A 23,556-nucleotide genomic window follows, 5' to 3' on the forward strand; every position below is an offset into this window, starting at 1 on the left:
AAATGAAAAAGGACGTGCAAAGACGTCCTTTTTCATATACCAGGTATAACGATTAATAGGTATGCTGATTCCCGGAGTTATCGGTAGGGAATGCACCAAGATCTCTATTTGGAGCGGTGATAGTAGCGCCGTAAATACCACCGGCCTTAACAACTTTCATTGGGAAACCATATTGGTTCAGCAATGGCGCCGTTGGTTTAGCCGGGATAGCATTTTTACCGGTACCGCCAACATATACACCTGCACCGATAGCAGGAGATCCTGTTTTCAGGTGAAAGTCTGCGCCTGCAGGAATCTGGTAAATGCGATAGTTTCTGTCTTTACTCATTGCCGCCATGTCGTAGTTCGCGAACATCGGATCATACTTCAGCGAGTCTGCCTCAGGATTGGTACCGTTGTTAGTACCATCTGCAGCGATAGTGCCGTTGATGTATCCGTTGATGTCATAAGATTGTTTCAGTGTAAACTGGTTAGGCTCAATAAACACCATGTATTGTTCTGCACCACCCATCGCCTTACCTCTGCCAATAGCCGTGAGGTTGTTGTTGTACAGGGTATTCAGGGTATCGCTGGGTTTACCTTTCTCTGAGTGGAAAGATATTCTCAGACCCGCTTTACAGTTAACGATGATGTTATTGAAGATATAACCACCAGCATTGGTTTCTGTATTGATAGAACCATTACGGGTAGCTTTGGTTTGTCTGAAGCCACAGTTTACTACGGTGTTGTTGTAGATATTCACCATGCAGCTTTTACCGGTGGCGCCAGCCGTTTTTAAACCGTTAGTGGCGACACCATAGGTCAGGTTATAAGCCATATCACCGATCACACCATCTTTGATGTTGGCAGACTCTCCACCGGTAGCCCCCATTTTGGAGAAGGTGTTACGCATGATGCTCATGTATACGTTATTCGGACGGATACCATCATCTTTACTACCATAAAACCAGGAATCTTCTACGATGAGGGTACCCAGGGTAGTGGTCTTGCTGTTCATGTAAATAGTAAAGCGTGCATCGCCGGGAGTTGCTCCATAATCAGGCGCATTAGCACCCCAGGCGCCGCCGGTATATTCGATATGTGACCAGCGGAGTAACAGCAGTTTGGCGTTACCACCGCACTGGAAACCGCCCCAGTAGCCTTTGAAAGCCGGGTCATTACCAGCATCGTCTTTGAAGGTGGCATCTGATTTTTTAACGGTCTCCGTTTCTGCTACAGTAAACCAGTTCTGTGCATCTTTGGTACCATCACTTACCAGCGTACCATTTACCAGGAACGCTGGAGAAGTAACCGGGCTTTTACCATCGCCATGGATCAACACTTTTACACCTGGCTGCAGGTAGAGGGTATCTCCTTCGTTGATGGTAACATCAGACATAATATGATAAGTCTTACCTGCCAGCATGGTGCCTTTTAACGGAATTGCATTGTTATTGGCATCCTTCTTTGGGAGAATGGTATCACTGATGGTTTGTCCAACAATCACCAGTGGTTTGGAGATGTCTACATGCTCATCACCTTTTTTACAGGAGATTACAGACATGGCCACCATAGCAACCAGGCCGCTTTTTAAGCCGATCTTTTTCATAAGTTTCTGCTTGGAAATTTGAATAAATTATTGAAAAATGTTAAAGCACAAATCGTACACCCAGCTGATAATCCTGACCATAAGTATCTTTCTGGATCAGTGTTTCATTATTGCCCGCCTTAGGCATAGGGACAGTGTTGGACGGTATTCCTTTGATGTATAGTTCGTAAGGTGTATTCAGTAAATTCTGTATTTTGGTAAATACAGATAAATGCTTTCCGATCTTTTTCTCCGCAGATAAATCAAACTGATTCATATCTTTCTGCCAATAATCATATCCGTAGTAACGTGATACGAGTGCGATACGCTTACCGGTCAGTTGCCAGTTCAGTTGTATATCCAATCCAATTTTCTGGTTCTTATACAATAATGCAGCATTGGCCACATTTTCCGACTGCCCCTGTAATGGACGCTTCTGCAGCGGATATGACCTTACCCGGTTAAATGTGCGTAGCTTAGGCGCTTCTATGGTAGAATTAGTATAGGTATAGTTGGCGCGGATACCAAAGTTGCGGATGTATTTTTCGTACACCACCTCGAAACCGAAGTTCGTTGCATCGCCATAGTTATTAGGCTGATACACTGCCTGGCTCTGCACATCGGTGGATACAAATCCGTATTCAATAGGATTGGTCAGCTTCTTATAAAAAGCCCCGATCAATATCTGTTCATCCGGGTGGGGGAAATATTCATAGCGGAAATCAAAATTATCGGCAGTGGTATGTTTCAGATTTGGATTACCTTTTTCCACATACTCATCCCCATTGAAAGGATATGGAATCAGTTCGAAATAAGCCGGACGGCTGATAGAGCTAAAATAGGATAGGCGCAGATTAGTCTGACTGTTCAGCATATACTTTAAATGCACACTGGGCATGATATCACTGTAGGTAATTGAACCTGTTTTTCCTTCTGTGCTTGCAGGAGCATCTGTATCATACTGTTGATCTGTATGCTCCATACGTGCACCTACAATGGCCTCCAGTTTTTTTACAGTAAATTTCAGCATGGCATAACCGGCGGAAATATTTTCATCTGCACGATAGTTGTTACCATCCGCAGGAGATCCCGCCGGATTAAGTACGGTCCAGTTAAAATGATAAATATCTGTCCATAGCTGAAAACTCTGTCCTGCATCCGGCACTCTGTCCAGGTTATAAATCTGATGAAAGTTATCCCGATGTTTAGCCCGGTACATACCACCTGCAGAAAACTTAAAAGGAATATTCGCTACCTTTCCATTATAGCTGGCATTCAGATAGCCAGCATAATCACGGTCATTATTCTTCCACCATTCACGATTATATCCTGTTATTACATTTGGATGCAGGTAAGGTTCTTTATTAGTACCATCTGCATAAAATCCACCATCATACTCATACTCTGCCAGATCAGGAATGCTGCTGCTGGCTTTGGAATATACAGCAGACCAGTCCAGTTTCAAGTGACCCGTCAACAAATCATGTTCCCCCTGTAAAGTAGTACTGTTAATAGATTGCCGCTGATATTTCGAACGGTTCTGATACCATACCTGTCCCAGGCCAGGCCCCAGCCGTGGAGGCGGCTGCAAGGTATCCATTCCTATTCTTGCCTGCGCTTCATCCAATATAGCGGTGAAAGAGTAAACACTGATCTTGTTATGATCATTAAATCGGTAATCTATTTTTGCATTCAATCCTGTTCTCTTCACCTCGGTAGAATAATTACGCACGTACGCATGTTTGATATATATCACACCATACGCATCTGTGATATCCTGGTATTCATCCACCGGATTATAAACACTATGATAACCTTTATAAGTATGCTGATAAGATCCGCCCAACATCACGCCCAACTTGTTGTTGAAAAACCGGTTGCCAACAGATAAATTGGCAAAGCTATTGGGCGTAAAACTTTTCTTCGTAAAGTTTAAATTATCACGCGTAAAATCACCTGGTTGCGCGAGGTACGCTGGACCATGTGCTTCATAGGGAGATTGACGATTAATTGCACTGGTAGGAAAATAATCGAAAGGACGGTCTATCAACGTTTGGTTGTAACCTGCAGAAACACTGCCATTCACGTATAACCTATCCGGTGCATTCTTCATCACCATGTTTACGGTACCACCAATCGCATCACCTTCCATGTTAGGTGCGAGTGTTTTATTTACTTCCACTCTTTCTACCAGGTCGGCGGGAAATAAATCCAATGGTACATACCTGTTTTTATTATCCGGACTGGGGATTTTCACACCATTAATCAGCGTGTAGTTATATCGTTTTTCCATTCCACGGATAATGGCGTAGCGGCCATCTCCGCTGCCACTTCTTTCCAGTGATACACCGGATACCCGTTGTAGTACATTGGCAATAGTAATATCCGGTGATAACTGTATATTTTTTGCCGAGATGATGTTCATCACATTACCTGCCAGCTGCTCCGATTTTTTGGCCGAAGCAGCGGATTCGCCATCCCGCTTTCCATTCACGCTCACGGTGTTCAGGTCTTTCCTGTTGTTGTGCATCAACAACAAAATATTCGTTCGGCCATCTATATTCACCACGGTGTCCAGGGTATGATATCCCATATAGGTCACCTGCAAATGGTAGGTGCCGGCTGCTATTTTATCAACGCTGAAAGTGCCGTCCAGTCTCGCTGTTCCACCACGCTTTGATTCCTGTAAGCGCACCGTAGCGCCGGGTAATTGTTCCCTTGTTTGAGCATCTATAATTTTTCCTTTAAAGACAACTTCAGCCTGCTGACTGAAAACGGTTGATATGCAGCAAAAAAACAGAAAGAAGACGAGTATCGTTCTTATCATCCGGTAGAATTTGTGCAAAGGAAATTTTATTTTTTTTCACATAACAGGGGCTGTTGCGATCTTAATAGAATGGTAATTATAACGTAATGATTCGTTAACAGAGAAGACTTCCTCTTTGGGGCTATATATGCGTAGACGACTACTGGTGGCTCAATGAACAGAACCCACAACCGGCGGGGATAACAAGGAAAGAGTGGAAAAAAGAATCGGGGAACAGATAATCTGTAATCATTCTGAAGGAAATCTGTACTTCTTTCGGGGATAAATAAATGCAGCGGAACAAAAATATTGCTCCGCTGCATCTACTAACGACCACTACCACACGAAAGTAGCTGCACTGCCTTTAGGCAGCACAGGTGTGATCTGTTTATCCTGGTATTTTAAGTTGAAAGAAGCGGGGGCACTGTCATCATTCAGTACAATCAATACCTTTTTACCATCAGGCCTTTTAAAGGCAACAGTGTATAAATTGCCGCTATTATTACTGGCTATCCTCACGGATCCGGCAGGAACAAATTTAGATGCCTGTGCAATGATATAATACGCCACGTTACGGGTAATGGTATTCCCGCTGATCGTAAGTGCTCCTTTACATTCCGTACAGCCTCCCGGCGTATGCGGGCCATAGTTCGGGTCATTGGCCAGGTTCCATTCGAGCGCATTGCGACTGTAATTGCGCATCGCACCAATGATTACATTTTTCATATGCCATCGCAGATCACCATCAAAACCACCTTTGGCGCTGGTCCATTGCTCCGTGAAATACAGGGCCTTGTCTGGTGCGGCCGCTCGTACCGTAGAGAGTGCGCTGATATCACCCGCATATAAATGAAAGGCACTGCCGTTTACAAATTTCGCTGCCGCCGGATCATTCAGGATAGTGAGCGGATAATCCGGATGATCACAGTTATGATCATACACGATGATTTTAGTCGTTAAGCTGGCAGCTGCAAAAGCAGGTCCCATATTATTTTTGATAAAGTCGCGCTGCTCTTCCGCCACCATCTTAAGACTGGGTGTATTATCCGGGTTCAGCGGCTCATTCTGTGGCGTGATGGCATCTATGGTGATGCCTGCTGCTTTCATCTGTTGAATATATTTCACCAGGTATTGCGCGTATACATCATAATACTTAGGTTGTAAAGCACCGCCTTTAAAGGAACCATTATCTTTCATCCATACCGGTGCACTCCAGGGAGTAGCCAGTATTTTCAGCTGTGGATTAATCACTAATATTTCCTTCAGCAACGGAATCAAACCGGTGCCGGCAGCTTCATCTGCGGCCAGGGAAAAATGCGTCAGAGAGAGGTCCGTTTGTCCTGCAGGTACATCATCATAGGAAAAGGCGTTTGCATTCAAGTCAGATGCACCTACACTAATACGCAGGTAACTCACCCCAATGCTACTGCCACTATTCTCAAAGAGTTCCTGCAGCAGTGCGGCCTTCGCAGTACCATTCATGGCATTGATCAGCTGCGCGCTGCCACCAGTTAAGGTATAACCAAACCCATCTACTTCCTGAAATGCCTGGGTGCTATCTACTTCAATAGTCGTGTATCCGTTGGCGTTACCTTTTGAAAATACAGGTTTATTAGTTTGTAATTGCAACAATTGCTGCTGATCTCCGCTGCTGATCCAATAGCTCACCACCGCACCAGTAGCGGCATGCGATGTATCTGTAGGCACTACCGGATTGGTAACTCCTTTGCTGCCGGAGCAGGACAGCAACGTTACCAACACGCTGCCTGAAAATAATATAGTAACAAAAATGTTTTTCATATGTTGATTTTAAATAAAAGGGCCCGGCAAAAAACCAGGCCCTTTTCCGTTTTCATTTTTATAATTCCAGGTTACTTGTTAATATTCGGATTGCTATCTATTTCATCCTGTGAAATCGGGAAATACAATTTATCTGCGGTAACATTATAATTCAATGAATTGCCGTTACCATCTTTCTGTGCATTCATTACTGGTATCGCGCGGTTAGTGCGTATCAGATCGTACCAGCGGTGACCTTCAAATGCCAGCTCCAGTTGCCTTTCTTTTTCCACTGCCAAACGCAGAGCGGCCTGTGTGGTGGCGGGAGTGTCTCCCAGCCTGGCACGATGCCTTACTTTATTGATGTAGTACTGTGCACCATTAATCGAGTTATCCAGTTTATTCAGCTCCGTTAATGCTTCGGCTTTCAGCAATAAAATATCTGCATAACGCAGGCGGTAAGTATCGCTTTTTCCATCGGGATCATTGTATTTAAAGATCACCGGTACGGGGCTGGTCTTTGCCCAATAATCATCTGTCCAGGATACGTTAACAAACTTCACGCTGGCAGCTTTCCTTACCACATCACCTTCTGCATCCCAGGCAGCAACCACGGCATGCGAAGGAATGTTGAACTTTTTCCAGTCGCCCCACATAAACGGTGTATTCATACCCGTTACCCAGTTCTGATGCACCACGCCATCGAAGGCCGTTTCCCAGATGGCTTCCACACTATTTTTACCGGATACCTGGAACAGCGTGGCGAAGTCAGGTACCAGGTCATAACCTGCCGCAGTCACCGCATCGCAGTAGCTCACTACTTTATTCCAGTCAGGCACCGGCTGTTGGGCATATACTTTTGCCAGTAATGCATTTACGGCGCCTTTGGTAGCCAGATTTTTATTTGTATTAGGTTTATCGTCCTCAATATGTGCCAGGGCAAATTCAAGGTCCTTGATGATAAATGGATACACCTCAGTGGCGGGTTTCTTGCTCACATACATGCTGGCCAGATCAGTAGGTACTGCTGTGATAATAGGTATTTCTTTCCATGACCTGATCAGGTTAAAGTAATGCCAGGCGCGCAGAAAAGAGGCTTCTGCCACAATCTGGTCACGGCGCTTTTCTGTCAGTCCACGGTCGTTGCCCACTGCGTTAGGAGCGAGGCTCAGGATCAGGTTACAGTTCTTGATGTCTGTATACAAATAACCCCAATCCCTTTTTATGTTGCCGTTGGTAGCGCTTACTGTGAATTTATCAATGCCAAAGTTGGCGGCATTATCGCCTCCCGCATAACCGTTATCAGCGGCTACATCACCATTGGTCAGGAAATCGGAAGTATAGTATTCGTCATACAGGTTATCGTAGGCGCCTCCCAACAGCGACTCTATGGTCGCCTTTTCTGACTGGGAAATCGGTTTCTTGTCCAGGTAATCTTTTGTACAGGATGCCAGCATGGTGATGCTGAGAACTCCGGATGCTATATAAACAGTGATTTTTTTCATAATCGGACTCATTAATTTTTAAGATCAAAACTCAGCATTCAAACCAAAGATAAAAGCACGGGCCTGCGGATAAGTACCGTAGTCGATACCCATAGAAGGACCGTTAGGACTATCCTTGCTTACTTCCGGATCAATACCTTTATACTTCGTGATCGTAAACAGGTTTTGTCCTGTTACATATACATTCAGACGGCCGATGCCCATGTGTTTTAATACATCATTGGCAAAGTTGTAGCTGAGCGTAGCAGCTTTCAAGCGCAGGTAGGAACCGTTTTCCACGAAGCGGGAAGATACCTGGCTGTTCGCGGTATTTCCTTTTTCTGCCTTTGGAATATCCGTGATGTCTCCATCTTTTCTCCAGCGTCTTAACACCGCAGTGCTTTGATTCTTGGAGTCATACAGTCCTTCCAACTCCATACGGGAAGCATTAAAAATATCATTTCCCTGCACTCCCTGGAAGAAGAAGTTCAATGCAAAATTCCTGTAGCTGAAATTATTGGTCAGGCCATAGGTAAAGGCAGGTTGTGCATTTCCAATCCAGGTGCGGTCACCATCAGACAAATTTTTGCTTCCATCGAGATCGGCATAAATCATGTTACCGGTTTTAGGATCCACCCCCTGAGCGATATAGCCATAGAATTCTCCCAAAGGACGTCCCGGTACTACACGAATCGCATTTCCTCTTTCGTATACATCACCGAAAGACAGACCAGGTGTAGTGGCGCCGAGACTAATCACTTTATTACGGTTAAAGGCGATGTTACCATTGGCATTCCATTTCAATCCTTTGTCCACGATCAATGCGTTCACGCTAAATTCCAGCCCTTTATTCTCGATTTTGCCCACATTATAGCGCTGTAGTCCATAACCGGAGGAAATAGGAGTCTGAATATTTACCAGTAAGTCGCTGGTGGTTTTGATATAGGCATCTGCAGTGAAAGTAATGCGGTTATTCAGCACCGTTGCATCAATACCAACATTTGTCTGGGCTGTTTTTTCCCAGCTAAGCGTATTCTTTGGCAGGTTGGTGAAGGTAAGACCACCCGTTCCATTGGAAGTAAACAAACGGCGCCAGTCATAATCACCGATACCATCATTACCTGTTTTACCCCAGCCGGCACGTAGCTTCAGGTCTGTAACAAAGCCCTGTTTGAAAAAGTCTTCGTTGGAAATACGCCATGCTGCACCTAAAGACGGGAAGGTACCATATCGGTCATCCGGTGCAAACCGGGAAGAACCATCATACCTCAGGTTGGCAGTCAGTAAATATTTATCCGCATAGCTATAGTTCACACGACCTATATAAGAGCGCTTGGACCACTGCGCCATGGTGGTAGACTGTTTTTCACGGATGGTGGAGTTTTCCAGGGTATGTATCGCATCATTCAGGTAACCACGGGCAATATCATCTGTAAAGTTGTAAGATGATTCCTGCATGGTATGACCTACCATGGCGCTCACGTTATGCTTGCCAAACACCTTGGAATAGGTGAGGGTGTTTTCCCATAACCATACAAAACGCTCGGTTGACTGGGATTTACCATAGCCCTTCTTTTCATTTTTTCCGAAATCAGTAGAATATGGATCCAGGAAATAATCATACCGGTTGCCTTCTGATTCCGCGCCCAGATTGGAGCGGAGATGCAGGTCCGGCGTGATGGTGAAATCAGCATTTACGTTTCCCAGGAAACGGTTGTTCACCGCCTTCTGATCCGGCGCAAAGGCATAGGCAATAGGATTCTGCCAGCTTTTCTGATTAACGTTGGCGGTGTAACTGCCATCGGGATTGAAGATGCCGAGCGTTGGAGGAGAAGTTAAGGCAGACAAAATCGTACCTCCTTTCGCCACACCAAGGTTGTCCGGCACATCTACATACACGGATCTGTTGAACGACAGGTTAGCCCCTAATGTCAACCAGTCTTTCACTTTGTTGTCCACATTCGCTCTCACAGAATAACGATCGTAATCTGACGGCGCTACCACCCCTTTTTGTTTCTGGTAGCCACCGGCAATATAATAGTGTCCTTTATCGCTGCCACCGGATACACCTACCTGGATATTTTGTTCCCGGCCGGTTTTAAATGTTTCCTTCTGCCAGTCAGTATTGTTGTTATTAGGGTCGGTATAGCCTAATTCAGTAATGAGTTCTTTGTATTGGGTAGCATTCAGTACATCCACTTTCTTCGCGAAATTGGACATACCGGTATAAGCGTTCACAAATACTTTGGATTTGCTGGTACCTTTCTTAGTGGTCACCAGTACTACACCATTTGCACCTGCAGCGCCATAGATCGCCGCGGAAGAAGCATCTTTCAGTACGGAAAAGCTTTCTATATCATTTGGATTCAGAAAATCAATATCAGAAACAATCACCCCGTCTACTACAAACAGTGGATTATTGCTGGTGGTGAGTGATGTATTACCACGTACGCTGATCGTGAGTCCTTTACCTGGTTTACCTGAAGCCGAAGTTACATTCACACCTGCAGCCTGTCCCTGTAAGCCTGCTGCTGCACTTACAATGGGTCTGTTCTCGAATTCGTCTGCCTTTACTACTGCCACCGCACCTGTAATATCTTTTCTTTTCTGGGTACCATAACCCACTACCACTACTTCATTAAGCTTACTGTTTTCTGCCAGCAGCTTCACCGGAATAAAGGTTTGTTCTCCCACCACAATTTCCTGCTGCTGATAACCGATAAAGGAAATCACCAGCACGGCCTGTTTATCGGGTACAGACAAGGTAAACTTACCATCTGCGTTGGCGGTAGTACCTATGCTGCTGCCTTTTACCCGCACCGTGGCGCCGGGAATACCGTTATTGTCTTCGCCCACAATCCGGCCTGTAACCGTAATGTTTTGCGTAGGTGTTTCAGGAGTGAGATACAGCAGGATCTGCTGGTTATCTATCACCTTAAAATCGATCCCTATGGGCTTTAATATATCATCAAAAAATTCCTTTAGCTGTCTGGATTCCAGCTTGCAGGACACTTTCCGGTTTACATCCACCATGCTGCTGCTGTAGGTGAAGTTCACGCCTGTCTGGTTTTTGATCTGATTCAGCAGCTTCCTCACGGAAGTTTGTTCTGCAGAAATACTGATCGGCTTTTCCAGCACTGACTGTGAGCTCACCGTATTGGCATACAGCGAAAGTGAAAAAACGGAAGCAAGAATAAGTTGAATAGCAGTTAATCTCATAACGTAGTAGATTACGGCAGCGAATCGCTTTTTTTTCATAACTTGTGTGGCTTTGTTTTCGTTAATGTTAGTTTGCGGACATAAGGCATTTTAACCGCTGCAAACGGTTAATTTTATTAAACTGGTAATGCCCCACATTACCAGTTTATTTTTTCAAGCGAACGTGAATGAGTGTTACATATGCTTTTCTTTTAGCAACATAATTTCTTAATTACATCCTTTCCCTTTAATATAGATCGTGGTTCCTTTTACCTCGTAAGAGGCCTGGATAGACTGGCAAATAATATCCAGCTTCTCGTATAGATTTTGTTTTGTGATATCTCCTGTAAACTGGCAATGATTGAAATGCTCATTGTCTGTTGTGATAGTAATAGCGTATGTATTTTCCAGTGTCTTTAGTACGGTCTCCAGTGAGCTTTCCTCAAAATTAAAGCTGGCGGGTTTTTCCTCCGTCATCACGGGTTTCGGATCATCTACCAGCGAGGTGGTAAACTGGTTATTTTCCGGTTTAAAAGAAACCTTCTGATTAGGTGTTATAATAATACTTTCGGTAGATGCGGTAAACAGCGAGTCATTCTTTTTCTTCCGCTCATATACAGACACCCGTCCTGTTACCACGGAAACTTCTACCTTATGATGCTGTTTGTCATGGCTTACGTAAAAGCTGGTTCCTAATACTTCCGCCAATATCCCTTCACTGGTATGTACAATAAAGTGCTTGCTGGTATCGTGTGCAATCTGGAAAAAAGCATTGCCGGAGAGGTATACATCTCTCGTATGACCACTAAAAACAGGTGGATAATACATCACACTACCTGGTTCCAGTTTTACGTGAGAACCGTCGCTCAGCGCCACTTCCTGGTCTGTTTCATTCGTATTGTTCACCGATACATATCCGCCGGGTACCGGCTCATCAGTAAAAGTCAACTCCCCTGGAGCGGTCTGCCGGTGCGACATCCGGTACCAGCCACCTGCTACTGCCAGTAACAGGCAGCCTGCTATGGCGATGCGGATAATACGGCGTGGCCACATACGCACTACCGGTGTTCCAGAAGATACCGTGGTGGCTACATTCAGCCATATCCGGCTTTCAATACGCTGCTTCTCTTCCGCTGAAAGTGCTATTTCACTTTCGTCAATAAATGATTTATACCACGCCAATACCAATTTTTCTTCGGCAGGCGTACATTGCCCCGAAAGGTATTTTTCCAGCAGATCGTCAAATTCATATTGGCTCATGGAATCAGTTTATCTGAATACCTTGACGCACAACTGAAATGAATCCCTAAAAAAAGGCGAAAATTTTTTAGAACAGGAAAGGAAGGTAGCCCCGGAGTCGTTGGCGCAGGAGTTTGATGGCTTTGGTAATATGATATTCCACGGCTTTTTCGGTCAGATCCAGCTTGCCGGCAATTTCCCGGACCGACTTATTATCAAAACGGCTCAGCCGGAAAACGGTCTGGGTTTTATCCGGCAATTCCCGGAGAGCTTTGTCAATCGCTTTCAGAAGCAACTCCCGGTTTACATCTTCTTCGGTAGTATTGGCCAGCGGCTCCAGGTCGAGCGACTGCCGGAACTTTTCCGCCGTAGCTCTTCTGCGCTGGTAATCATACAGGATGTTTCTCAGCGAAACTGCCAGGTAAGCCCCTATATTATGGATCACGGCCTTTTCCCGGTTGGCCCAGAGCCGCTCGAAGATAGTCTGTATCAGCTCTTCGGCCTCCTGTTGGGAAGTGGTTTTCTTAAAGGCAGCACTATACAGTTTGAACCAGAAACGTTTATAGATTTCTTCAAACGCACGCATATCCGCATCCACCTGGAAAGCTACCACCAAATCGTTCTCATCATATAGGGAATAATTGCTGCTGTCTACTTTCATGTTGCACGACCAAACGTAACCGGCAAAATAAAGGTATTTATCCTAGCGCGCCAAACCCTCCTTTCCCTGAAATCCAACCCTGACATTCCGGGTATATATACGCTTTCCGTATTTTACGCATTTATCCGCTTGATAACTAACTAATTTAGGTGGACATTTGTATTGAAGCATTAGCCATTAACTGTATACACGTTCCCCAAAAGTTTATCAATTATCAGCACCCCAAAACGCTTTTGCTTCTATATTCCAATAACCCCAAAAAAAGTAAGTCATGAGCTATCAGTTCAAAGGCAATCTAAAAGGTTTGCTCTGCGATGAATTTTGCAGTGAAGCCATTGCCAACGTAAAAATCAGAATTTACCGTGCTACCGCCTCCCGCGAAGTGGTATCACAAGCCGCTGCGGCCGTCAAGGAAACCTTCCATGAGGTGTCGGCAGAAGAGCTGAAAAGTAAGGAAAAGAGCCTGCTGGCGGAAACCCTGACAGATGCCGAAGGTAATTTCACCATCGACTTCGGCCGCGAAAGTAAATACGAAGGAGAAGCCTTCGACATTGATTTCGAATGCGGCAACGTTCCCCGTCCTAAGCCTTACCCTAAAAAACTGCCGGTACTACAGTTCCACATTACCACCCTGCAACCCAGGTGGAAACAAACGGAAAATGATTTTATGGCCTATTGGGCCTATGAAATCCCTAACCGCTGGTGGTGCCTGATCCGTGGCAGATTTGATGCATGGATCATCTGTGGCCGCGTGGTGAACTGTAAAACCAAACAACCACTGAAAGGCTTAATTGTAGCCGCATTTGATGTAGACTGGCTGCAGGATGACCCATTGGGCAGTAATGTCACCGATGCCAGCGGACATTTCCGTATCGACTACACCGAAGCTGATTTCAGCAAAACACTGCTGCCTTTTCTTAACGTGGAATGGCCTGCCGGACCGGATATCTACTTCCGCATCACAGAGCCCGTTTCCGGCGCTGTATTACTCAATGAAGACCGCAGCGTAGGCCATCGTGCCGACCGCACCAACAGAGGCCCTTGTTTCTGCATAGAATTATGTGTACCACAGGAAGTACCTCCTAATAATGAAGTACCTGCCCTGTTTGAAAGAGTGGGCATTTATGATATTGGTCCTACCGGCGCTCAGTTTGATGCCAATGGTTACACCACAGACGTGCCTAAACTTGCCTTCTACGGCGGCCTGGACCTCAACGGTACCCTACCGAGTGGCACCAACACCAATGAAATGGAATACCGCTTCCGCATCTTCAATGCTGATACCAGCTATGAGCTGACAGCTACACAGGTACTGAATGCGATGGTACCATTTAAAATCGGTGAACTGCTGAAACAAACCGGTCCTATCACCTGGACACACGAAGCCGTAATTATTACTCCCGCTCTTAACAGCGCAGGCGAATTATGGATTACTGTGCCTCGTGGTAATAACCTGGTCACCGGTATATTCACTCCTACCGATGGCTCACTGGCTGTTATCAACTCTGCCGCCCTGGCGCTGAATGCAGGTAATACCGCCTTCGCCAGCGATACTTTTGATCTGACAGCGCCTTCGGTACTCATTGCCGGTAACGCAGTACCTGCTGCACAACGTGCACCTATTCACACCTTCAAAATTGTGTTTGAAGCACGTAAAGTAGGCACCACCACGCTCACCGCCACCAATACCCTGGACAAAATTGTGATCTCCAACGTAAATTACAAACAACGCAGACACCCGGGATGGGGATACACCGGTGATGAAAACATCATGGCAGCAGCCATGCTTGAAATAGGGGAAACTACCGGCAGCGGCCATGGTTGCGGCGGTATTACCACCACTGTCACCGCACAATACACGGTTTGTCACCCACATATAGAAAGTCTCAAGCTGCGCTTTGAAGGCAACCCAACCCTGCCAACACCGTTCAGCGCCGGACCACCTCCATATGCAGCGGAATACCACGACAATAACAAGGTATTCAGTACCATGGGCATGGAACCATGCGCATATATCCTCTGGCTGGATGTGCAACTGGGCCTGACCGACGGCCATCAGAAAATATCACAGATACATGATCATATCGCGTTCTGTAAAACAAGCTGATATGCATGTGACTTGGAAGGCTGTCCTCTGTAATGGGAGGCAGCCTTTTTTTTGTTTGAAGAATATAAAAAAGGTGATCCCCATCTTCATGGAGGTCACCTCTTTTCATAAAATCTGCTCTTACAAACTATCTGTAATCTGCTTCTTCATACCAGCTATATTATTAATATACCCATCCTTATCTCTTTCTGATGCCGCCATCGCCGCATCAATATATTTCACGGCATTCGCTTTATCTTTCAGTGCATGATAGGCCATCGCCAGCGTAGCATTATTCAATGAATTGTCTTTTAACACCAATGCGCGCTCCGCCCACTTCTTCATGGTTTGCAGGTGAGCCGGCTCTTTTATCCAGCGGATACTACCCAGCACATTACTGATTTCAAAATCATTGTTCCAGAGATAACGTTCTACCAGCTGCTGACTGTATTTCATATACCCTGCTTCATCCTGTACACTATAGCAATAGTTCGCATCCATATCCAGCTCTTCTTTTTCAGATATGGTCATACGGGATTTCAGCAATAATTTAGCGGCCTTGTATTCCGCTTCATTGGTGTATTTGGCATACTTCACTTCTGGCAACAAAATACCCTCGAGGTATTGCTTTACCTTTTCTTTACCTGCGGCGGCTTCAAATTCAGCGCGACGTGCTTCCACATATTGAAAAGCAGCATTGTCACTAAATCCGGTATAACCTGTGATCAGTTTGAATAATTCCGGCGTTACTTTGGTATCTATCTGTTTAAAATACTGATCAAATAAATTGGCCGCTTCTTTATCGTCCCCACGGGCTTTTACGAGGTTTACATATTGAAATAACTCTTCCTGGCTCAGCTCCTGTTTCGCAAATTTTGCTTTCAGTATTTCCATATTGGCACCGGGAGTAATGGCAATTTTTCCCTGTGTAATCAATACTTCCGGATCAGTGGAGCCCATTACACGATATACCACTTCTTCTTTAGGGTTGGTGAATATCAGCGTGGGATAACCACCTACCATATATTTTTTTGCCAGTGCAGGCCCCTCTCCTTTTTCGGCATCTATTTTTACGCTGATAAAATGTTGATTGTAGAAATCACCAATCTGTTTTAACGGAAATACTTCATTCGCCATAAACTTACAGGGACCACACCAGGTAGTATAAAAGTCAACGAAGATGAGTTTATGTTCCTTTTCTGCGGCGGCTTTCACCTCCGCCCAGGTGCCGTGATTAAAGTTAATACCCTGAGCACTCACCAGGGAGGCTATTATGCTGCACATAGCGGCAAGGCCGGCAATTTTCTTTCTCATGAGGATTCTTTTTTAGTGGTGGTTTAATTACCTCGGCGACTGTCCGATTTCCGGATTCGCCGCCAGTATTTTTATAGCAATAGGGTATATATAGCGGTTGCTGTTGGGCGCCAATGTAAGGTCGCCGCTACTCCACGGATGCGTGACTACTTTAGCAAAAGCAGGCTCCTTATTCAGGCGCTTGAGATCTGCCAGGCGATAGCCACGACCCATCAGTTCCCTCCGTCTTTCCGCCAATGCTTTGGTCAATGCGTCCTGTGTATTGGTAGCTGTGAGTGGTACATATTTATCGATGGCAAAACGCTGCTTACGTAATTCGTTCAGGGTAGCCATGGCGCCTGTTATATCACCGGCACGGGCCTGACACTCCGCTTTAGTCACATACATTTCACCTACGCGCGGGCCTACATGCCGGGCTTCAAACGGAGAAATATAACTGAAGAAATAACCATTGTAGTTATACAACAGCTGGTCGCCAATGCCAAACACTTTCCGGCGCAGATCATCCGGTCCGAGCAGGTCCAGCAACTCCTGGCTTAACTGCAATGGCCCATCCTGGTTATACGCTGCTTTCATCAGGATCACTTCCGGATGCTGGTAACTCTCCGGGATACTCATAAAATCAAACGGATTACTACTGTTGGCAAACGCACGCAGATCGTATAAGCTGTGTTGCAATTGCAGCGTACTATCGGCATACAACCCTGCCTGTGGATAGTTACGCATGGTCAGGTATGCCCTCGATAATATCGCCAGCGCAGCCGCTTTGGAAGGATGAATTTTAGATGCCGGCAAACCAGGCAGTACTGTTGCTGCGCTGTGCAGATCGTCCAGTACCTGATCATATATTTTCTGCACGGTAGCACGTTCCAGGCTCTGTGTATAACCGGGATCCAGTAATAAGGGTACACCGGGATCCTTGCCTGCCGTGGTGGCATCGTATTGCACCGCATATTGTGTCACCAGCATCAGGTAAGCAAATGCACGATGCACTTTTGCTTCGCTGATCAATAATTGCTTTTCACTGTCTGTACCCTCTTTCACACCGTTGATACCTGCTATCACCACGTTGGCGTAATAGATCTGTTTGTAATACAGGTTCCATTCTTCATCAGCTTCCTGTGGCTGATAGTTATCCGCTGCCCAGGAGTAAATATTGAGTACAGACAACGGTCGTATGCCCGTAAACATCGCCGGGTCTGTAAAGGCAATATCATCTGTCATCAGATCAGTAGTGCCTCCGGCCAGATTGAACACATCACTGTTATTCAATAAAAGCCGGAAGTCAGCTACAGTGGTTGGTACTATTTTTCCCTGCGGAGTGATGTCTACATACCTGCGGCAGGCCGTAAACAACACGACCAACAGCAACCACCCGGCATATGTATATTTAAAATTGTTCATCATTGGCAATTGAAGAAATTAAAAATCAGCTTTCACACTTACTACCAGCGACCTTGCGGGCGGCAATACCAATCCCGGTGTATAGTCGAGCGAGGTAGATCTCTGCACGGGCCCCGGCACATAATCGGGATCTATGCCTTTTTTATTGGCTGTCCATAATGCGAGATTGCGCCCGGAAACACTCACGTTCACTCCTTTGGCAAAATGACCACGGAACCACTGGTCAGGTAACTGGTAAGCGATCGTTACTTCCCGCCAGCGCACATAGCCCGCATCTTCCACAAACAAATCACTCTTCGTATACCGGTAAATAGAACGATGCAGCGGGTCTACAGCAGGGATATTGGTCAGTTGTTCATCCCCCGGTTTTTCCCAGCGTTTGACGATGTCTTTATGCGCATTCCTGAAGTAAGGCACATTATCATATTCATCGATAGTGGGTAGAATGAATTTGTGGCCAAACTTATAGGTAAACAAAGCATATAATTCCAGTCGTTTATAGCGGAACGACTGTGTAAGCCCTCCAAAGTAAGGTGCTACGCTTACCCCCTGCCAGGCCACTCCCTGCAGGTCCTTTTCATCGAAGTTGGTATATTCATCATTCGCTACTTTTTCATTTTTGCCATTGTACAACATGGCGGTACCATGATCATTCAAACCGGCAAACCGGTAAGTGTAAATACTGTTCAGTGATTTTCCAGCGATTGGATTACCGGGCGTGGTGTAGTAGGTAGCGGTATTTTGCTGGAAATAAGCTTTGGTTACCTTGCTGGTGTTATAGGAGAAATTAACAGTGCCCTTCCAGGTAAATTGTTTGGTGGCAATAATAGTCCCACCGAGTTCCAGGTCAATACCATGATTACTCATCTCCAGTTTATTGGTCAGCAAACTATTGAAACCATAGGTAGGATTAATTTCCACATTGCCCAGCAGGTCGGTACTTTTTTTCCAGTACATATCCAGGGTGGCCGTAAGGCGGCCCTCAAAAAATCCGGCATCCAGCCCCAGGTTGAACGTGGCTACTTTCTCCCATCTCAACAGCGGATTAGCCGGGTTGTATACTGATGCGTACTGCTCATTGCTGAATGGATTGGGGCTACTGCCTGCCTGTGTTACCAGGAACGGACTGGTGGTTTTATTTACGTTGCCATTGAAACCATAGGTAGCGCGCAGGTTCAGGTGCGTTACTTTTTTCAACTGCATAAATGATTCATCATTGATGTGCCACATGGCCCCCAGCGACCAGAGTGGTACGGCGCGATATTCTTTGGAAGCACCAAACAGGTTACTATCATCTTTGCGCACACTACCCGACAGCGAATATTTTTCCCGCAAGGTATAGGTGAAGTTGGCAAAGCCGGAAGTGTAACGATCCCGTTGATTGAGAAAGCCCTGTACTGTCGGCACTTTCTGATTGCCGCTGGTCGTTTTATATACCAGGTTATAATTCACTACGCCGGCCGATAACAGGCGGTCGTCATATCCATAGGCACGATTGGTATAGCCGGAAGATAAGGTTTCACGAAACTCCGATCCCAGTACAATGTTCAGCTGCTGCCGCCCGTGCAGGTTAGGATCAAAACGCACCAGTCCCCTCAGTGTATAATTCTGCTGCCGGCCATCATTACGGGTAAGCATACCGCCCGGAGGCACCGCATTTTCATGCGTGGTGATCACAGTGTAGCTGTTTACCATATCACGCGCAGCATAACTCTGCGGGTTGTTATACTGGCGGTTGCCATCGGTTGATTTTTCCAGCATATAACTGACTTCTGCGCTGAGATTAGGCGTTACCTTATATTGTAACCCGGTGTGGAAGCGGTAAGCGAGCGATTGATAAGTGTTATCCGCATTGGCCAGTTCATCGAGGTAATTATAGCGCCATGGCAGAAACCCTTTCTGCTGCAGGGAGTCCAGTATTTTATCCGGATATTTTAGCGCGAAATTAACGGATTGCCCTTTTTCATCTACCAGTTGGTCATACGGCGCCAATCCATTCCTGTCCAGCTGCAGCCCTGAAAGTCCCAGTCCATTATTTTTCATTTGCAGAGAAGACACAAACATGTCTGCATTCAACGTCAGTCTGGGCGATAACCGGGTTTCATTATTAAAGTTCACCACCATACGGCGACTATAATCTCCTTTTGCATTGGCATATTCGTCGGTATAGGAAGCAGAGAGATAGTTGCGCATATGCGTATTTCCACCAGCTACAGACACATCGTATTGTTGTGTAAAAGGGGAACGCAAAATGTACTGCTGATACTGCCCTCTTACATCCCGCCCCTTTAACTGGTTAATGGCGGCATCCAGTTGTTGCTGCGAAAGCTGTCCGTTTTTAAATTGCAGGTAAAGATCTGCACCCTGCGTCAGCGGCGGCCCCGAGAGGATGAACGGAGAAGCAGGCAGCGGCAACATGCCTTTGTCTACCAGTTCTTTTTCCAGTCCGAGGTAAGCATCCGCGTTGGCCAGTGGCAGGTAGTCGAGTCGGGGCCGGCCGGTAATCGTGAGACTACTGGAAAACCGCACCACCGGCGACTGGTTATACGCCGCCTTCTTTGTATCGATCACCAACACACCGTTAGCAGCCCTAACACCCCATATCGAAGCGGCCGCTGCATCTTTCAGCACCGTAATACGTGCAATGTCGTTCGGGTTAATATTTACCAGGTCCAGTTCTGTAGGAAAACCATCCAGTACAATAAGTGGCTTTTTTTCAGAAAGGATAGTGGATACTCCCCGGATATTGAAATTATCATGGTTCTTGATCAGGTTACGGTCTGCCTGCCCTACAGTTACCTGCAGCCCACTCACACTCCCTTCCAACCTTTCCATCAAACCTACCGCAGACCGGCGTTCCAGATCTTTCGCTGTTACCAGTCCAAAAGAACCGGTGGCTCTTTCTTTGGGAATATATTGGTAGCCGGTAGATACTTCCACTTCTTTTAACTGGATATTATCGGCCCCCATAACCACATGTAAAGTGCTTTGTCCTTCCAGTCGCACCAGCACCGGACGGTTACCGATATAAGATACGGACAATGCAGTTTCGCTCTTATCCACGCGCAACCGGAAATGCCCGATGTCATCTGTGATAGTACCACGACTGTTTTTCACCGCCGTAACCGTAGCGCCCACTACCCGGAAGCCTCTTTCATCGGTAACCATACCTTCCACCCATCTTTCATTGTCGGGCAGGATGCTTTCACCCGCAACACCAGGATCCGGTTGCTTTACCGGCGTTGTTCCCGGCTTGCGTACATCGCGGATAATGGTGTAAGTATTGTCATTTACATACAGGAAAATAAATCCTTTGGGATACAATACTTCTTTCAGTACTTCTTCCACTTTCCGGTTGCGCAGATGGCGCAGGTCCGCGTTGGTATTCACTTTGTCCAGCAGCTCATTTTCGTACACGAATTTTGTTCCCAGTTCACTGCTGATTTTTTTAAGCGCAGCTGTTAACGGCATGGTGGTGGTTTGTGCAAAAGTTGGTGACATACACCATAGTAGCGCGCACGCAAGTCCTGCAGTTCGCAGCAACTGTAGCATCCCCTTCATAATGGTTGATTAAACTGGTTGATAATAATAATCTAAAGCGTCAGGGTCTCGCCCGGAATAAAAGCGTATCCTGTTGTTGTATGATCTCGATATTAAATATTCGTGATAAGACGAAAAACAAATCCTCCCTCCTTTGCATTGGTACGGTGCCCCTTAGCTTTTTTGCGGCCAGGGAACTATCTTCCAGTACAACATGATAGCCGTAATTATCTTCGAGTAGTTGTATTACTTCTTTTACCGTGGTGCCTTCCAACACCAGTTGTTGTTGTGTCCAGGCAACTGCTGCGGCAGTATCTGCTTTTTGTTTGGTGGCAGCAGCCCCGTTCCGGTTGTATTCCCAGCCTTCGCCCGGCGTCAGTATACTACTCCATTGCCGCTGTCCTTTTACATCAATGCGTATGCGGCCGCGTTGCAATACCACATCTGTTTTATCACGGCGGTCTTTTACATTAAATGCCGTTCCAAGCACGGTAATGCTTACATCTTTTACGTACAGGCGGAAGGTATCGCCCAGGTGTTTCACATCAAAAAAAGCTTCTCCCTGCAGCCACACCCTACGGTGGCCACTCCATGACCAGCTGCGTGGATACGATAACCGGGAATGTGCATTCAGGGTAACGCGGGATTGATCCGGTAAAGTGATTTGCCGGGAGCTGCCATAGCCGGTTTCATAAACTACGTTGCCGGTAAGATACCAATATGCCCCTGCTATCAGCAGTGCCAGTATACATGCTGCGGCCAGCCGGAACCGGTAAGCGCGGAGATAGTGGAAACTGGCCTTTTGCTGTATACCCTGTTCCACCTGTGCCCAGATCTTTTTGCGGGCGCCCTCATTATATTGTATCACCGGACGCTCCAGCAACCAGATCATTTCCCTGGCTTCCTGCATCAGTGGCTCCTTCGATGGAAAGGCTGCTACCACCTTATTCCAGTGAGCCCACGACCCGGCATCCGGATATTTGACATGCCGGATGAATTGCTCATCTGCCAGAAAATTGATGACCTGGTAAACGGAATAATCTTTTTCCAACTCCTCCATATGTTACACACATGACTTTCCTATAAAGACACAAGGATAATGTGGAATTATCCCATTTTTTCCATTTGACAGAAAAAAAATTTTCAGGCGCGTTTTAAGATGTACAGGAGAAGCAGTAAAGTGAAGTCGCCGAATTGTTCACGCAGGCGCTCCAGTGCGCGATAAACCAGTTTATAGGCACCGCCGATATTCATGTGCATGATCTCTGCAATCTGCTCATAGGAAAGATCTTCATAGTATTTCAGGAAGACAGCTTCCCGTTGCCGGTTAGTGAGGGTACTCAACAATGCATCTACCTTTGCGGTCAGTTCTTCCATGCGTTCCTTACGTACCAGCGGATGTTCATAGGTGAGGTCCAGGTTAAAGGGAATATGCTCTCCTGCCAGTTCTTCTTCATGCCGGGAAGGACTGTATTCCAGCTTGCGGAGCAGGATACGGCGAAAAGAAAGATACAGGTATTGCTTCACCACAGCAGGGCGTGCAATGCGCTCCCTGTTCTGCCAGAGTTTCAGGAAAAGATCCTGCATGCTTTCTTCTATGCAAACATGATCCGGTGTAAACTTAAATCCATAGTTAGTGAGTGGGGTATAATATTGTTCGTACAAACCTTCCAATGCTTTTACATCCCCTTCCTTATAGGAGTACCATAATTCATTATCATGCATGACTTTGGAATATTGGGATTAGGCCCAGTGATAGCAGGCAAAATACAGCAAAAATCGTTTATGGCAAAATGCAGCAGGCTTGTAATTTTTTTTAGCTAAATTAGCCTAAGCACTATGAAATAATTACTATGGCGTTGCCTGAAACCTTTGATGAATCCAAAATGCTGGAATTGCTTGTGCAGGGAGATGAAGCCTCCTTCGCCAGCATATTCGGCAGGTATCAGCCCAAAGTTTACGGCACTGCACTGGGGTTTCTTAAATCGACTGCGCCGGCAGAAGAAATTGTGCAGGATGTGTTTATGAAAGTATGGCTGAAGCGCGCCGAATTTGGCCGCGTTAAAAACCTGGAAGCCTACCTGCTGTCTATGACCCGCCACCTGATACTGGACCGGCTCAAGAAAACTGCCTACGAAAATAATCACCTGAAAGCTTTTACCGCATCTGTTCCTGACTTTATCGATACCACCGATTACCTGTTACGCAACCGGCAGTGTGAAATATTATTGCAGGAGGCGGTAGATGGATTGCCTCCCCAGCAAAAACAGGTATACCAGCTGGCCAAAACAGCCGGACTGTCGCACGAAGAAATTGCCACAGAGATGGGCATTTCCCGGCTTACCGTAAAAAAACATATGGCTGTTGCCCTGCACAGCATCCGCCAGCACCTGGGAAGTCATATCAGCAGCTATGGCGGCGCTTTAATCGTTTGGTTGCTTTCCCGTTAATTTTTTTCCGCACCACTACTCCCTCCAC

The 23,556-nt window shown here is 46.1% G+C and carries 14 protein-coding genes; 2 read left to right on the top strand and 12 right to left on the bottom strand.

Going from position 1 to position 23,556, the window contains the following annotated elements:
* Nucleotides 1-52: 52 nt before the first annotated feature.
* From AB4Z08_RS01595 to AB4Z08_RS01625, 7 genes are all read right to left on the bottom strand, one after another.
* A complete protein-coding gene (locus tag AB4Z08_RS01595) occupies nucleotides 53-1,588 on the bottom strand; it encodes a hypothetical protein (protein WP_441572015.1) in 1,536 nt (511 codons plus the stop codon).
* Nucleotides 1,589-1,628: 40 nt separating this feature from the next.
* On the bottom strand, nucleotides 1,629-4,394 hold the full coding sequence (locus AB4Z08_RS01600) for a TonB-dependent receptor domain-containing protein (protein ID WP_441572016.1): 2,766 nt from the start codon (nucleotides 4,392-4,394) through the stop codon (nucleotides 1,629-1,631).
* Between the two features lie 315 nt (nucleotides 4,395-4,709).
* Nucleotides 4,710-6,173 carry a glycoside hydrolase family 30 protein gene (locus AB4Z08_RS01605; RefSeq protein ID WP_441572017.1) on the bottom strand — a complete coding sequence of 488 codons (1,464 nt, stop codon included), beginning with the start codon at nucleotides 6,171-6,173 and terminating at the stop codon, nucleotides 4,710-4,712.
* 71 nt (nucleotides 6,174-6,244) lie between these two features.
* Nucleotides 6,245-7,657, bottom strand: coding sequence for a RagB/SusD family nutrient uptake outer membrane protein (locus AB4Z08_RS01610; protein WP_441572018.1), 1,413 nt, complete (start codon nucleotides 7,655-7,657; stop codon nucleotides 6,245-6,247).
* Nucleotides 7,658-7,681: 24 nt separating this feature from the next.
* Nucleotides 7,682-10,855, bottom strand: a complete 3,174-nt coding sequence (locus AB4Z08_RS01615) for a SusC/RagA family TonB-linked outer membrane protein (protein ID WP_441572019.1) — start codon at nucleotides 10,853-10,855, stop codon at nucleotides 7,682-7,684.
* 207 nt (nucleotides 10,856-11,062) lie between these two features.
* Complete coding sequence (locus tag AB4Z08_RS01620; protein ID WP_441572020.1) at nucleotides 11,063-12,094, bottom strand: FecR family protein; 1,032 nt, start codon at nucleotides 12,092-12,094, stop codon at nucleotides 11,063-11,065.
* A gap of 67 nt (nucleotides 12,095-12,161) precedes the next feature.
* Nucleotides 12,162-12,734, bottom strand: a complete 573-nt coding sequence (locus tag AB4Z08_RS01625) for an RNA polymerase sigma factor (protein ID WP_441572021.1) — start codon at nucleotides 12,732-12,734, stop codon at nucleotides 12,162-12,164.
* Between the two features lie 271 nt (nucleotides 12,735-13,005).
* Between AB4Z08_RS01625 and AB4Z08_RS01630 the strand changes: the two genes are divergently transcribed.
* Nucleotides 13,006-14,841 (top strand): hypothetical protein, encoded by a 1,836-nt coding sequence (locus tag AB4Z08_RS01630; RefSeq protein WP_441572022.1) that lies wholly within the window; start codon nucleotides 13,006-13,008, stop codon nucleotides 14,839-14,841.
* Nucleotides 14,842-14,961: 120 nt separating this feature from the next.
* On the opposite strand, the gene AB4Z08_RS01635 is transcribed toward AB4Z08_RS01630, so the two are convergent.
* From AB4Z08_RS01635 to AB4Z08_RS01655, 5 genes are all read right to left on the bottom strand, one after another.
* A complete protein-coding gene (locus AB4Z08_RS01635) occupies nucleotides 14,962-16,134 on the bottom strand; it encodes a thioredoxin family protein (RefSeq protein ID WP_441572023.1) in 1,173 nt (390 codons plus the stop codon).
* 27 nt (nucleotides 16,135-16,161) lie between these two features.
* Entirely contained in the window at nucleotides 16,162-17,538 is a 1,377-nt protein-coding gene (locus AB4Z08_RS01640; protein WP_441572024.1) for a RagB/SusD family nutrient uptake outer membrane protein, read from the bottom strand.
* An 18-nt stretch (nucleotides 17,539-17,556) separates the two neighbouring features.
* Nucleotides 17,557-21,039, bottom strand: coding sequence for a SusC/RagA family TonB-linked outer membrane protein (locus tag AB4Z08_RS01645; RefSeq protein WP_441572025.1), 3,483 nt, complete (start codon nucleotides 21,037-21,039; stop codon nucleotides 17,557-17,559).
* Nucleotides 21,040-21,139: 100 nt separating this feature from the next.
* Nucleotides 21,140-22,138, bottom strand: coding sequence for a FecR family protein (locus AB4Z08_RS01650; protein ID WP_441572026.1), 999 nt, complete (start codon nucleotides 22,136-22,138; stop codon nucleotides 21,140-21,142).
* Nucleotides 22,139-22,221: 83 nt separating this feature from the next.
* Entirely contained in the window at nucleotides 22,222-22,803 is a 582-nt protein-coding gene (locus AB4Z08_RS01655; protein WP_441572027.1) for an RNA polymerase sigma factor, read from the bottom strand.
* A 128-nt stretch (nucleotides 22,804-22,931) separates the two neighbouring features.
* Between AB4Z08_RS01655 and AB4Z08_RS01660 the strand changes: the two genes are divergently transcribed.
* On the top strand, nucleotides 22,932-23,528 hold the full coding sequence (locus tag AB4Z08_RS01660) for an RNA polymerase sigma factor (protein ID WP_441572028.1): 597 nt from the start codon (nucleotides 22,932-22,934) through the stop codon (nucleotides 23,526-23,528).
* The last annotated feature ends 28 nt before the right edge of the window (nucleotides 23,529-23,556 follow it).

Source organism: Chitinophaga sp. RAB17, assembly GCF_052114225.1.
Classification (GTDB): Bacteria; Bacteroidota; Bacteroidia; order Chitinophagales; family Chitinophagaceae; genus Chitinophaga.

What these genes read in the sequence shown, in the direction of transcription:
- AB4Z08_RS01655 (WP_441572027.1), bottom strand. Translation starts at nt 22,803, where the DNA reads ATGCATGATAATGAATTATGGTACTCCTATAAGGAAGGGGATGTAAAA.
- AB4Z08_RS01645 (WP_441572025.1), bottom strand. Translation starts at nt 21,039, where the DNA reads ATGTCACCAACTTTTGCACAAACCACCACCATGCCGTTAACAGCTGCG.
- AB4Z08_RS01615 (WP_441572019.1), bottom strand. Translation starts at nt 10,855, where the DNA reads ATGAGATTAACTGCTATTCAACTTATTCTTGCTTCCGTTTTTTCACTT.
- AB4Z08_RS01650 (WP_441572026.1), bottom strand. Translation starts at nt 22,138, where the DNA reads ATGGAGGAGTTGGAAAAAGATTATTCCGTTTACCAGGTCATCAATTTT.
- AB4Z08_RS01595 (WP_441572015.1), bottom strand. Translation starts at nt 1,588, where the DNA reads ATGAAAAAGATCGGCTTAAAAAGCGGCCTGGTTGCTATGGTGGCCATG.
- AB4Z08_RS01660 (WP_441572028.1), top strand. Translation starts at nt 22,932, where the DNA reads ATGGCGTTGCCTGAAACCTTTGATGAATCCAAAATGCTGGAATTGCTT.
- AB4Z08_RS01610 (WP_441572018.1), bottom strand. Translation starts at nt 7,657, where the DNA reads ATGAAAAAAATCACTGTTTATATAGCATCCGGAGTTCTCAGCATCACC.
- AB4Z08_RS01635 (WP_441572023.1), bottom strand. Translation starts at nt 16,134, where the DNA reads ATGAGAAAGAAAATTGCCGGCCTTGCCGCTATGTGCAGCATAATAGCC.
- AB4Z08_RS01625 (WP_441572021.1), bottom strand. Translation starts at nt 12,734, where the DNA reads ATGAAAGTAGACAGCAGCAATTATTCCCTATATGATGAGAACGATTTG.
- AB4Z08_RS01605 (WP_441572017.1), bottom strand. Translation starts at nt 6,173, where the DNA reads ATGAAAAACATTTTTGTTACTATATTATTTTCAGGCAGCGTGTTGGTA.
- AB4Z08_RS01600 (WP_441572016.1), bottom strand. Translation starts at nt 4,394, where the DNA reads ATGATAAGAACGATACTCGTCTTCTTTCTGTTTTTTTGCTGCATATCA.
- AB4Z08_RS01620 (WP_441572020.1), bottom strand. Translation starts at nt 12,094, where the DNA reads ATGAGCCAATATGAATTTGACGATCTGCTGGAAAAATACCTTTCGGGG.
- AB4Z08_RS01630 (WP_441572022.1), top strand. Translation starts at nt 13,006, where the DNA reads ATGAGCTATCAGTTCAAAGGCAATCTAAAAGGTTTGCTCTGCGATGAA.
- AB4Z08_RS01640 (WP_441572024.1), bottom strand. Translation starts at nt 17,538, where the DNA reads ATGAACAATTTTAAATATACATATGCCGGGTGGTTGCTGTTGGTCGTG.